Source organism: Pseudoalteromonas sp. NGC95 (genome assembly GCF_015864705.1).
Classification (GTDB): Bacteria; Pseudomonadota; Gammaproteobacteria; order Enterobacterales; family Alteromonadaceae; genus Pseudoalteromonas; species Pseudoalteromonas arctica.
Genome location: NZ_JADYWR010000004.1, coordinates 151,090 through 163,674, shown reverse-complemented (window position 1 = coordinate 163,674; position 12,585 = coordinate 151,090). Strand labels below are relative to the sequence as shown.

At 39.1% G+C, this 12,585-nt stretch carries 13 protein-coding genes; 8 read left to right on the top strand and 5 right to left on the bottom strand.

What is annotated here, in order from left to right:
• Window positions 1–185 precede the first annotated feature (185 nt).
• Both I6E70_RS05580 and I6E70_RS05575 read left to right on the top strand, forming a co-directional pair.
• The gene (locus tag I6E70_RS05580; protein ID WP_010555212.1) at window positions 186–890 is read left to right on the top strand and encodes a hypothetical protein; all 705 of its coding nucleotides are present in this window, start codon (window positions 186–188) and stop codon (window positions 888–890) included.
• A 126-nt stretch (window positions 891–1,016) separates the two neighbouring features.
• Window positions 1,017–1,760, top strand: coding sequence for a zinc-dependent metalloprotease family protein (locus I6E70_RS05575; protein ID WP_197188247.1), 744 nt, complete (start codon window positions 1,017–1,019; stop codon window positions 1,758–1,760).
• Window positions 1,761–1,851: 91 nt separating this feature from the next.
• On the opposite strand, the gene I6E70_RS05570 is transcribed toward I6E70_RS05575, so the two are convergent.
• Window positions 1,852–3,072, bottom strand: coding sequence for an alkaline phosphatase family protein (locus I6E70_RS05570; RefSeq protein WP_197188246.1), 1,221 nt, complete (start codon window positions 3,070–3,072; stop codon window positions 1,852–1,854).
• Window positions 3,073–3,234: 162 nt separating this feature from the next.
• Here I6E70_RS05570 and dgt point away from each other — a divergent pair, with 162 nt between their 5' ends.
• Both dgt and I6E70_RS05560 read left to right on the top strand, forming a co-directional pair.
• Complete coding sequence (gene dgt / locus I6E70_RS05565; RefSeq protein WP_197188245.1) at window positions 3,235–4,701, top strand: dGTPase; 1,467 nt, start codon at window positions 3,235–3,237, stop codon at window positions 4,699–4,701.
• A gap of 72 nt (window positions 4,702–4,773) precedes the next feature.
• Window positions 4,774–6,411 carry a cell surface protein gene (locus tag I6E70_RS05560; protein WP_197188244.1) on the top strand — a complete coding sequence of 546 codons (1,638 nt, stop codon included), beginning with the start codon at window positions 4,774–4,776 and terminating at the stop codon, window positions 6,409–6,411.
• 294 nt (window positions 6,412–6,705) lie between these two features.
• Here the strand turns inward: I6E70_RS05560 and I6E70_RS05555 are convergent, their stop codons facing one another.
• From I6E70_RS05555 to I6E70_RS05545, 3 genes are all read right to left on the bottom strand, one after another.
• Window positions 6,706–7,584, bottom strand: coding sequence for a bile acid:sodium symporter family protein (locus tag I6E70_RS05555; RefSeq protein WP_197188243.1), 879 nt, complete (start codon window positions 7,582–7,584; stop codon window positions 6,706–6,708).
• 86 nt (window positions 7,585–7,670) lie between these two features.
• On the bottom strand, window positions 7,671–8,252 hold the full coding sequence (locus tag I6E70_RS05550; RefSeq protein WP_024591552.1) for a uracil-DNA glycosylase family protein: 582 nt from the start codon (window positions 8,250–8,252) through the stop codon (window positions 7,671–7,673).
• A gap of 150 nt (window positions 8,253–8,402) precedes the next feature.
• Complete coding sequence (locus I6E70_RS05545; protein WP_197188242.1) at window positions 8,403–8,759, bottom strand: VOC family protein; 357 nt, start codon at window positions 8,757–8,759, stop codon at window positions 8,403–8,405.
• Between the two features lie 236 nt (window positions 8,760–8,995).
• Here I6E70_RS05545 and I6E70_RS05540 point away from each other — a divergent pair, with 236 nt between their 5' ends.
• Genes I6E70_RS05540 through I6E70_RS05530 form a run of 3 tightly spaced genes read left to right on the top strand, consistent with a single transcriptional unit; the run spans window position 8,996 to window position 11,267 of the window.
• Entirely contained in the window at window positions 8,996–9,337 is a 342-nt protein-coding gene (locus I6E70_RS05540) for a hypothetical protein (protein WP_007583591.1), read from the top strand.
• Window positions 9,334–10,935 (top strand): PepSY-associated TM helix domain-containing protein, encoded by a 1,602-nt coding sequence (locus I6E70_RS05535; protein WP_197188241.1) that lies wholly within the window; start codon window positions 9,334–9,336, stop codon window positions 10,933–10,935. Before I6E70_RS05540 ends, I6E70_RS05535 begins: the two co-directional genes overlap by 4 nt.
• Window positions 10,932–11,267 (top strand): DUF3325 domain-containing protein, encoded by a 336-nt coding sequence (locus I6E70_RS05530; RefSeq protein ID WP_197188240.1) that lies wholly within the window; start codon window positions 10,932–10,934, stop codon window positions 11,265–11,267. Before I6E70_RS05535 ends, I6E70_RS05530 begins: the two co-directional genes overlap by 4 nt.
• A 209-nt stretch (window positions 11,268–11,476) precedes the next feature.
• On the opposite strand, the gene I6E70_RS05525 is transcribed toward I6E70_RS05530, so the two are convergent.
• The gene (locus I6E70_RS05525; protein WP_197188239.1) at window positions 11,477–11,998 is read right to left on the bottom strand and encodes a lipocalin family protein; all 522 of its coding nucleotides are present in this window, start codon (window positions 11,996–11,998) and stop codon (window positions 11,477–11,479) included.
• Between the two features lie 130 nt (window positions 11,999–12,128).
• Here I6E70_RS05525 and I6E70_RS05520 point away from each other — a divergent pair, with 130 nt between their 5' ends.
• Window positions 12,129–12,584 (top strand): YaiI/YqxD family protein, encoded by a 456-nt coding sequence (locus tag I6E70_RS05520; RefSeq protein ID WP_007376692.1) that lies wholly within the window; start codon window positions 12,129–12,131, stop codon window positions 12,582–12,584.
• Window position 12,585: the final 1 nt, after the last annotated feature.

The window sequence follows — 12,585 nt, the reverse complement described above, 5'->3', positions numbered from 1 at the left end:
AACCCTACAAAAAACCAATACTAAAAAGAGTGAAAAACATACCAAAAATAAATATCCTTATATTTTATAAGGAATTATGAAATTTAGAATTAATTCTTTTCGGTTACATTTATTATCTTGATCTAATCCATTTAATAATATAAAACGTAACAAACAGTTAACCAAAAACACTAAAAGAGAAACAAATGAAGAGATCTGTCGTCTTACTAATTGCTATACCATTATCGGCATTTGCAGTTTATGGGCTATTTTTTAATGCAGATGAAACGGGCGAACCTATCGCGCCTGTTGCTATTGATTTTGTTCCTATTGATTTACAAAAAACGCGCAATACACATCCCCCTGCACCTATTGATATGAGTAAAGATCCAATTACCGTTAAACCTATTGTTGCCCCTGACAACAGCTTACCGTTTGAAGAATTTGATGCCGTAAATCGCCTATCCGACAAAGCAAAGCAAGTGCTTATAAACGCAAAAGTTTTACCTACCGACTTACATAACGAAGCCTACATTGAGTTTGATTTAAATTCTTTACAGGCTTTAGAAACTGGCGAAAATTTTGATTTAGCTATTCCGCAAACAGCCGAAACATTCACCGCAGAAGTGACTAATGTGGTTGAGTCTGAAAATGGCGATAAGAGCATATTTGGCAAAATAGTGGGTGTTGATGGCCGCATGCATAATACCGTTTTAACGGTAGGTAAAGATGCCGTATATGGTCAATTTACTGCGCCTTCTGGCAATTATGTATTCGAAAGTAAAGGTAAGTACGGATGGATTGCAGCAAAACGCGATTTATATAAAAGCCACATAGAGCATGATGTAACCGCACCAAAACCCAAATCAGATAAAAGCATCGATATATTTGCACCAAAAATTGATGGCTAACCAATAATCAAAATATAAAAAACAACTAAAGCCGCACTATAAGGCAGCTTTAGTGTGTCTGCTTTTTATGAGCTCAACCAAGTTAAAAACAAGTTCCAATCACAACAAGAGTAAGGAAATACAATAATGAAAAAAGTAATCACAACAACCGCACTGGCTGCGGCATTATGTGCAGCAAGTGTTACACAAGCAGAAACAATCGATATCGGTATTTTATATACCGACCAATCAGCTGCTGCAACTAGCAATATTGACACTAAAATAAATCAACTAATTGCTTTTAGTAATCAGGTATATAGCCAAAATGGCGTTGATATAACACTACGCTTAGCTGGCAAACAAAACTTAGGTGACTATGCAGTAACGCCGTCTGAGGATTGGTTAGATTCGGTTACAAATAGCAGCTACGTAGATGGTTTACGCAGCGATTGGAAAGCCGACATGATTGCCGTATTAGGTACTGGTCAAAGTGCTGGCAATGGGCTTATTTCATGTGGTTTAGCATGGGTTGGCCAAGGCACTAATGGCAATCTATACAGCTCAATGAGCAGCCGTATGTACTCAATCACTGCAATTGATTGTGGTGCAACTACATTTGTACACGAACTTGGTCATAACCAAGGTTTAGCGCATTCACGCAAACAAGGTGATACGTCTGGCGGTGTATATGTAGATGGCATGGGTCATGGCGTACAAAACGAGTTTGCAAGTATAATGGCTTACCCGCACGTTTACGGTAGCGCAACTCAGTACGATTACTTCTCTAACCCTGGCTGGAGCGTAAACGGTATTGCATTTGGTATTACAAACCAAGCGCATGCAATTCGCACAGTTACTGCTACAAAAACAAGTATTGCTAACTTTAAATAAGCTGCCCAATAAAAAAGTGGGCTAAATAGCCCACTTTAAAGTTTTAACATGTTCTTCCCTGCAGAGCGCTTACGCGCTCTTTTAGATTAAGCTAATGCACAACGATTTTTTGCTTAATTGCTGGCATTAATGTTTTACCATTGCCATCTACTTTGTTTAACAATTTAAGTCCCATCACTTTTGCAAGTACTGGGTAAATATCAAGGTTATTTACTTCTTTAAGGCTTACACCTTGTTTAAATGCAGGGCCTACAGCAATAAATGATGCTGCCATATCCTCGGTATATGCATAACCGTGAGTCCCTAAATAGGTTGGTTTTTTACCATTGGTAAATACCGCTGGCGCTGTAGTTTGCACCACAATATCGCCTACGCGAGTGCCTTTATTGTAATGATACGCTGCTAATTGCTCGTCAGTTAATACTGTATAACGACCGTTTGACGCATCTCGTAAACGTGCTTTGTAACCTTCAATATCAGCGTTTTTAGCATCAGGCTGAGTATAAATAAGTAAACGTGGGCCAGTATTTTTAACTAAAAAGTTTTCGTCTCGAGGCAGTGTGGTTACATCAATGCTTTTATCTGGATCTATACTCGTCATACCATGATCCGACACAATAACTAAGTTTACCTCTTGCTCTAATTTACTTAAGCGAGTTTGTAATTGCCCCATTAATTCATCAAGCTGTTTAACTGCATCACGCGTTTGTGGTGCGTCTGGCCCAAATTCATGGCCCATGCTGTCAACTAGCGAAAAGTAACTCGCAATAAAACGTGGGCGCTGTGCTTTTGGTAAACTTAACCACTGAATAATTTGATCAACTCGGCTTTGGTAATCGCTGTATTTAGAATAGTGATAAAAGTAATCTGGTGTCATGCCGTTAAATAATGCATCTGACTCAGGCCAAAAATAAGTAGCCGATTTAAGTCCCTGCATTTTGGCTAAATTCCAAAGCGGAATACCCTTTACCCATGTGCTATCGCCCAATGCTTTGCCCATGCTGTAACAGTCGTTTTTACGCGCTTTATCACAAAAGCTATTATCAACAATGCCATGGTTTACCGGCAGTAAGCCCGTAATAATAGAAATATGATTAGGAAACGTTTTAGTTGGATAAACAGGTATTAGTTTTTGTGCGCGAACACCACGCTCGGCCATTGCTTTTAAATTTGGCGCGCCGTGTTTTTCAATATAATCCCAACGCAGGCCATCAATTGATACAAGCACCACAGTTTGCTCTTTTGCAGCAAATGCGCTGTTCATTCCTAACATTAGGCAAATTGATACTGCCTTTAAAATCCACTGTTTCATTATAAACACCTATAAATGCACAACAATTACTCAAAAAATTATTTTAAAGCAAGTTGTTACTTTATGATACAAACTGATAGATTAAACCCTGTATATTAAAGACAAATGACTATGTGCTAAAAACTATGCCAGTCATCAATTGTAAAAAGGATAAGTATAAAGATGACCATAGATTTTAGTAAAAAAATAACGCCAGCACGAATGTATCGCACAACCTCTAACTTACAAATGGCGCTAGAAAGCGACCGTGGCCGTATTATTAACAGTGCTGCTATTCGCAGGCTGCAGCAAAAAACACAAGTGTTTCCGCTTGAGCGCAACGCAGCTGTACGCTCTCGCCTTACCCACTCGCTTGAGGTACAACAGGTTGGTCGTTTTATAGTGCAACGTATTTTTGCTAATTTAAGCTACCAACAACAAAAAGATTACGGCTTAACCGACCTAGAACGCCCGCTAGAAAGCCTAGTAGAAATGGCCTGCCTAATGCACGACATAGGCAACCCACCATTTGGGCATTTTGGCGAAGCGGCTATTAACCACTGGTTTAACAACAACCTAGCAAGCGTAACACCCGAGCGCTGTAAAGAGCCAAACACCGGTATAGGTGTTGTTTTTAAACACCTTGCGCTTGATATTTGTAACTTTGAGGGCAACGCCCAAGGCATACGTATAATTCATTCTTTGCAAACACTTAATTTAACCTACAGCCAAAGTGCTGGTATTTTAAAATACACTCGCCCTGCTGGGCTTGATGTAAAAGACATTCCGCAAAATAAAAACTATTTAATGAAAAAAGTAGGTTACTACTACAGCGAAAAAAACTTTGTTGAAGCGCTACAAAAAGAGCTCACTATTGAGCCTTACTGCCGCCATCCTGCAAGTTACATAATGGAAGCCGCCGACGACATTTCTTATTGCCTAGCCGACATAGAAGACGCCGTAGAAAAAGACATAATAAGCACTGAGTTGCTGTGCGAAAAACTTAAAAGTAGTTACAAAAAAGTATTAATAAATCTGTTAATCGACGACGCTCAACATCAAAATTTTGTAGACAAAGCCGTAGACTACGCACTAGAGCGTGCCAAAGCACAACCCTATAATTTTAATAGTGAATTTTTTATATACCTGCGGGTTGCATTGCTACATCCGCTAGTAAATCACGCCGCAAAACGCTTTATCGAAAATATAGAACCTATTTACCATGGCGATTTTAACCAAGCGCTTTTAGAAGATAGAAGCCATCTACATGCAGTAACTAAAACACTAAAGCAGGTAGCGCTTGAGCATGTATTTTCAAACAAAGAAGTCGAAAAGTTAGAGCTACAAGGGTATCGCATAATTAATGGTTTGCTCGATTGCTACAAACCGCTACTTCAATTAAACAGCGATGACTTTAAGCGTGCACTCAATGGCGATTCACGTTTATTAATAGAGTCGCGACTTGTTAAAAAGCTCTCTAAAAAGCACTTAAATAGTTACCAACACGCAATAGATGCGATGCAAGAAGAGCCCGATCACTTTGCGGCATACGAGTTTTATTATCGTTGTAGATTGATCCAAGATTATATAAGCGGTATGACCGACCAGTTTGCTTACGATGAATATCGTAGCCTTATGGTTATTGATTAGTTGTATTACTCTGGATAATTTTTAATTTTGCGCTTAAAATCAAACTATTAATATTTAAGCGCGCATAACTTCATGATATCAAAACTAATTAGATTTACCCTTTGCTTTGCCTTATTTTATAGTGCGCAAAGTGCTGCATACAACGAAGCTATGTGCATTTTAATTAAACAAGAAATGCAGCAAAATAGTAATAATAAAGCGAGTCAAAAATATCGTAAAGCTGCGCGTGATTACAAAAATAACTGTAATAAGCCAAAAGAAATTCAAGCACAACCTAAGCCCCAAATAATAGAGCCTGAGCCGACTATTATTACTCAGCCACAACCTAAAATTGTTGAACCTGCCCCTGTAATTAAACCTACTGAAGAAGCTGTTAAAGAAAGCATCAACGAGCAAACCCTTAATTTAACTAATGATCAAAAACAACAAATAAACGATCAGCTAAATACCAACAGTAACGAAATAGTAATTGATGCAGAGCCAACAAAAGCAGCACCCGAGCAAGTAGTTACAGAGCAAAAAAGCGAAGCCGCAATAGAGCAAGTAAAACCGGCGACGCCAGAGCAAAACGTTCAACCTACGCCTGAAAAGCCTGTACCTGTAAAACCAGCACCGGTGTTAACTAAACCAGCGCCAGTAATTGCGCCGCAACCTGTAGCACAAAGCCCAAGCTCGTTACTTTTACCCACTTTAATACTTGTTATAGTGGTACTTATTGGCGCTATGGTAGTCGTGCGCCTGCGCCGTGCAAAACAAAGTAAAGCGATGGCAAAACCGACTATAGCGGCTCCACCTGAAGTTAAATCAGAAAAAATTGCTACGCCAGCTAAACCTGAAATTAAAGCAACAAAGCCAGTACAAACAACAAAAGAGCCAGAGATTGAGCCTGTCGTCATTAACGAAGCAACTCAAAATAATAAAGCAGTTGAGAGCAGCGTAGCGACAAATGAAGAGTCAGTGGAACCTACTAACACAGCGCAGATCTCAGATGAGCAAAACAACGTAGTTACTCCATCGCAAACAAGTGAAATTGAGTCTGCACAAATGGAGCCAGCAGATACTTTAGAGCAAACAAGTACCGCTAGGTTTAACGAAGTAAAACAAAAACCTGAACCTAATACCGCCGAGTTTGAAGCCGCCGCTAAAACAACCTTAGAGCGCATTAAAAATGCCAGCAGCTTTAATGAGCCAGAGGTACGCGACTTTGACCCAGATGCAAAGACTGAAAAAAAACAACGTAAGCACTATACAGCGCAAGTAACGGAACCTGCGCCAATAGAAGCTGAACATAAGACTGTAGAGCCGGTTATTAGTACTCCCGAGCCAGTAACAGCGAGTGAGCCGGTTATAGATTTACACGCTCCAGAGCAAATATCTGACGCTCAATCGACTACGTATACAACCGAGCAAGACTTTAAAGAACCAGAGGTGCGTACATTTAACCCAGATGCACCATTACCTGGTGAAAAGCCGATGCCTAAAAAAGAAGACGCGATACCTGAGCAAGCACAAACAACACCGCTAGTTAATGAGCCAGTAATTGAGCCTAAAAAAGCGGACAGTAACAATCCATTTGCTAACTTATCGTTAGACTCAAGCTGGGATCCTGACTCGGCTGAAAAGCCCAAAATAGAAGAGAAAAAACGCGCCCCTAAATCACAAGCATTAATAGATGCAGAAGAACGCGCTAAAAACATGCAAACCAAATAGTAAGTTTTAAAGTAGCGCCTCATATTTAAGGCGCTGTTTTTTCACCGTATTACTTACACTCTTATCCCATCCTAAAATGCGCCTTAGTAATTAGAAGCTTCACTCCTCGCGCAAGCAAGCTCAGCGCCTAGTGCAATATTCAAGCTTAAGAGTCTTTTGTAAGCCTACAACTTGTTGACGCGATGGGTGCTGAGCATACATTTAACAGGTGGTATTTTTAGACTGGAGTTTACGGCTACGTTATCCGCAGCCTTAAATTAAAGTAACTTGGTCAACATACCCTAATTAAAAGTCCTAGTTAACAGCCCTAGCGGTACGTTTATTTTTAAGCTTTAACCCGCCAATTAATAGCAGTGGCCCTATAAACATAGCAAGGCCATACACGCCACCGGTAACCGCGTATTCTGGTTTATTCAAAAAGCTAATAGCAATTAAAATAGCTAACGATGCATTTTGAATTCCAACCTCAATTGAAAGCGTCAGCGAATCAGTTAAATTTAATTTTGAACACTTAGCAATTAACCAACCAACAACCATTGAACCAATATTAAGTGCTATGCACGCCCAAAATACATCGTTAAATGAGCTAACTAATAAATCGCGCTCTTTTATTACTAGTGCGGCAATCATCATAAGCATAAAAAACAACGAGAAGCGTCTAAAAAACGGCTCTGCTTTAATGGCAAAATCACTTTTAAAGTGACGTAACCAAATGCCTATAGCAACTGGCACTAAGGTAATAAAAAATAACCCTAATGAAGTAGTTAAAATAGAGAAAGTAGCATCGTCTGCTGGGGCAAACTGGCTCATAGCAAAACCAATAATAAACGGTGTGGTTATTATACTAATTGCGGTAGAGGCAGCGGTTAAACTTACCGAAAGCGCTAAATTAGCTTTAGCAAGCTGGCTTACTACATTTGACATAGTACCGCCTGGGCAGGCAGCTAATATCATTAAACCAATAGCGATAGGCGTTGATAGGTTAAGTAAATAACACAGCCCTAATGCTAATAAAGGCATTGCTACAAGTTGGCCTATTAAACCCATAACAATGGCAAGCGGGCTTTTAAATAGACGAGTAAAATCGTTTGTTGTGAGCCCAAGACCCATACCAAACATAATAAGTGCAAGAGCGAGCGGAAGTATTACTTCAGTTAATATAGATGCATTCAAATTAGACAGCCTCGTTTGTTATTGTTTTTAATTGGAGTGTTAATTTTTAAGTTAACTGTAACGCCTCTTTGCAATAGCTAGAAGCATTACTTATTTAAAATAGTAGCAATGCGTTTACCCAGTTCTGGAAGTACATCTTGCTCAAACCATGGATTCTTTTTAAGCCATATATTATTACGCGGACTGGGGTGTGGAAGCACTAAATAATTTGGCCAATACTCACGCCACGATTTTACTAACTCCGTAAGTGGCATTTTTTTAGTCTCCGGTAAATGATACGCCTGCGCGTATTTACCTAATACTATTGTCAGCTCAATATTTGGTAGTGCAGCCAATAATTGCTCGCGCCATGCTGGGGCACATTCTTTTCTCGGTGGTAAATCACCCGACTTCCCCCTACCCGGGTAGCAAAAGCCCATAGGTAAAATTGCTATATTATTAGCATCGTAAAATTCATCACGTGTTAGCCCAAGCCATTCTCGTAGGCGGTTTCCGCTTGCATCGTTAAACGGCACGCCTGTTTCGTGAACTTTTATACCCGGTGCTTGGCCTGCGATTAAAATACGTGCGTTTGGGTTAAATTGTATTACAGGTCGAGCCCCTAAAGGTAAATGAGGATCACAGATCACGCATTTACTAACTTGGTCTATTAATTGGTGACTATTCATGTTTATTTGGCCTTAAATGCTTAATTTTTATCCTAAATGGCCATTTAGGATAAATGAGTTGGTAAAAAATCGGTTTATTTTATCTAAAATGGCGATTAGTTAGTAAAATCCTGATCTTTAAGCCTAAATGCCCTACAGCCCTTATAGTACCTAGTGTTCTTTCGCCCATACCGCAAATTCGTTACCACTTGGTTCTGTAAAGTGAAACCGACAACCGCCAGGAAACTCAAAAATAGGTTTTAATATTACTCCGCCAAATGTCTCTACTTTTTTAAAGGTTGCGTGTATATCGTCGCTATAAAAAATAAGTAATGCTGCCCCATGCTGAGTTAGTGATTTTAATGGAGCCTGAAAAATCCCACCATCTAACCCCTGCCCACTAAACTCCGTGTATTCTGGGCCGTAGTCAGTAAACTGCCAATTAAATACATGACTAAAAAAGGCCTTAGTTGCGGGTAAGTCGCATGCAGGAAACTCTACGTAATTTAGTTTTTCGTGATCGCTCATAGTTATTTCACTCTTTATTTTTACTCAGTTTATTAACCTTAAGCTTTACATACAGCCTGTGCAATATCATTAAACAATAACAGATCAGTATTTTACTAAGTAATTAAGTAAGTAAGTAAGCATAATTTACTTAAAAGTTAATGACTACAAATGAGAATAGCTATCTTTTGTATTTGTAACATATATAATAGCGCCTTTGTTTTATCCTCAGCTTTAAATAAAGGGATTAATTAACTATGCAGGCACCTTTGCACAGTGCGCCATTCGATAAGGTTAACGTAATTGCGCTTATAGTAAAAAGCGTAAGCAGTTATCGAGTTTTGGTATTTTTACGTTTTTTTATTGCCATAATTGGTGGCTATGCCTTTACCTCTGCAAGTACTGCGTTATTAAGTTTTGTATTGCCAATAGCTAAGCAAGACGCTGTACTGTTTAGTGTTTCAATCAGCATTTTAATTTATGCCGTAGTATTTATTTATGCCTTTAGTGTTAAATCATTAAGAAAAGTTTGGATCAGTATTTTACTAAGTACAGGTGCGTTTATCGGATTGCTTGTATTACTAAAGGGTTGGGTATGAAAGACAGCTTTTTCAGATCGATGACTTGGTTACACACTTGGGTAGGGTTACTCGTTTGTTGGTTATTATATTTAATATTTTTTGCAGGAACACTTAGCTTTTTTAGAGACGAAATAACGCTGTGGAATCAACCTGCCATACATAATGTACAAGCCCAAACACAGCGTATAGAAGCGCAAAAACAACAAATAATTACAGGGTTCGATTACTTAGCTAACCATGGAGCTAACTCATCAAGCTGGCGTATTACATTACCTGAGCCGCGTATTCCTTATTTAATTTATGGTTATGCAAAGCCAAAAGAGCCAGGCCAGCGCCGCAACCAGTTTAAAAACACACAGTTAAACCCTAATACCATGAAAGAGCTTGAACCCTTTGTAGATACTAAAGGTGGTAACTTTTTTTATCGGCTGCACTATGATTTACATTACATGGATGCAATAACCGCACGCTGGATTGTGTGCTTTGCTAGCTTTTTTATGCTAATTGCTATTATATCGGGCGTGGTTATTCATAAGCGTATTTTTAAAGATATGTTTAGTTTTAGACGTAATAAAGGTAGTCGTACGTGGTTAGATGCCCACAATTTAAGCTCTGTGCTTGCCCTGCCTTTTCATTTAATGATTACTTACACGGGTATGATTACGCTCATATTTATGTTGTTTCCCTACCCTGCGCAAACGTCTTACGATAACGGCATGCGTGGCTTTTTTAACGATGTAACCCCTCGCAACACCATGACCGACAAAGCCCAAGGCGAATCGTCAATGGTGCCGATTCAAAGCATTTTGGATCAGGTTTATACTAAGTGGCCTCATGCAGATATTACTCGCGTACAAGTTAACCAACCAAATATGGCAGCTTCAACAATTACCGTATTGGTAAGCGCAGGTAAAACACTGCGTGACCAAGCACCACGCTTAATATTTAGTGGTGCTACAGGGCAAATGGTTGCTAAAACTGATGACGAGCTAACTAGCAGCAAAGCGCTTTACGAGTCGCTTAATTCAATGCATACGGGGCGTTTAGCTACGTGGTTGTTGCGCTGGTTATACGTATTAGGCGGTATTGCAGGCTGTGTAATGATTGGCTCTGGCTGTATTATGTGGGCTAAGCGAATTCGCGAGCGAACTAAAAATAACGTTAAACCTTCGTTTGGTTTAAAACTAGTTGAAGGGTTAAACCTAGCCACTATTATGGGACTTCCACTGGCAACGTGTGCATTTTTTATTGCTAACAGACTACTTAGCCCAACTACCGCAGAGCGCGCCGATAAAGAAATACTCGCGTTCTTTTTAACATGGCTAGCGGTTGCTCTTTTAGCACTTATAAAGCGCGACACACTGCAATGGCGAGTTATGGCAGCTATAAATGCTGTTGCATGTTTAAGCGTACCGGTTATTAATGCACTTACAACTAACGGTAATCTAATTAGCTATTTGATGCACAAACAGTGGGCTTTATTTACTTTTGATGCACTGTTTTTGTTATTTAGTATATTGTTTTTTATACAAACCGAAAAATTACGTACTGCTAAAAACAACTCAAAAATAATCAGCCCTAGTCAATCTAATAACCTTAAAAGGCAAAAATCATGATTGATTTACTTGGGTTTAGCCTATGCCTGCTCAGTTTTAACTGTTTTGCGCTGGCTAAGTATAATCATTTTAAAGATGTATTTAAAAAACGCCCTACAGAATCCCAACGTAAAAAGCTGCTATTAGCTGCTTGGATCAGTATTTTACTAAGCTTGGTGCTTTGTATAGTTACTCAAGGTGGGTATGGAACATTACTATTTTGCGGTTTTATGAGCCTAAGTATCTTAATTATAATGATTTTTTATAATTTTTTAGTAGGCTACGTAAAGTGGTTTAGTGTTTTAAATAGCGTGTTAGTTGTACTAAGTGGGTTGTTTTTAGCATTAAACTAGCCTTAGTTAGTAAAAACGTGATCCGTTACTTTCCCATAGATTAGGCAAAAAAAATGGCAAGCTATATAGCTTGCCAACAATAGGGGATATTCAGTGTTTCCAATACTTACTGTCTCACGGCAAGTACACACAATATAACCATAATATATTTAAGTTACTTTACAGTTAGGTGACTCTTTTATTACTACTGTAAAGGGGCTTTACATTGTTTATTGCTCAACCCAAATTATTTCATCAGTAGCAAAGCCCAACTCTTTAGCTTTAATTAAAAAGTGTTCTTTAAGCTCTTTGCTAACCGTTGGTGTACGCGATAAAAACCACAAGTAATCTTTGTTGTAACTGGTTATAAATGCATATTGATAATCGGGTTGGTCAAGTTCAAAAATCACGTAAGCGCCATAAAATGGACCAAAAAACGAAACTTTAAAATGCCCGGTGTCAGTGCCCTCAACAAACTTGGCCAAGCCTTCGGCGTCATCCCATTTTTTATCATCCGTTAAATACCCTTTGTTAAGGACCTTTACTGTGCCGTCGTCGTTAATTGAATAAGTAGCGGTAACTTGCTCCATACCTTCTTCGAATGAGTGATTGAGCCGCGCTATTTCAAACCATTTGCCTTTATATTTTTGTATATCAAAGTTTTTAACGGGTGTTATTCCCTCAGGAGGGCTGGTGCAAGCACTAAGAAAAAATAGCCCTGTAATAAGTAAACCGTATTTAATAGCCTTCATGTAAGCTCCTTTTTAAATTACATAAATAGTACGTATTATCTAAATATAGATGGATATAAAGTTTGCTAGCCGATTAAAAAATTTTGCTATAGGATCATATTAATTCTAAAGCAATAAAAATGACCATAGCATGAAAATTTGGGTAGATGCAGACGCGTGTCCTGTTGTTATAAAAGAAATACTTTTTAGAGCTGCAGAGCGTATGAAAATCGAGACTATTTTAGTGGCTAATCACGCAATGCGTATTCCGCCGTCAAAATACATAAGCCGCGTTCAAGTATCGTCGGGGTTTGATGTAGCCGACGACGAAATAGTAAAACGTATTGAAAAAGGCGATTTAGTTATTACGGGCGATATTCCGCTAGCAAGTGAAGTAATTGATAACGGCGGGCAAGCACTCAACCCGCGTGGCGAGCTTTATACCACCGAGAATATCCGCTCAATACTTAACGTGCGAGACTTTATGGATACCATGCGCTCAAGTGGCGTAGAAATGAGTGGTGGGCCGCCGCCACTTAGCCAAACCGATCGCCAAAACTTTGCAAATAACCTCGACCGTATTTTAGCGCAAAACAAGGCTAACTAAC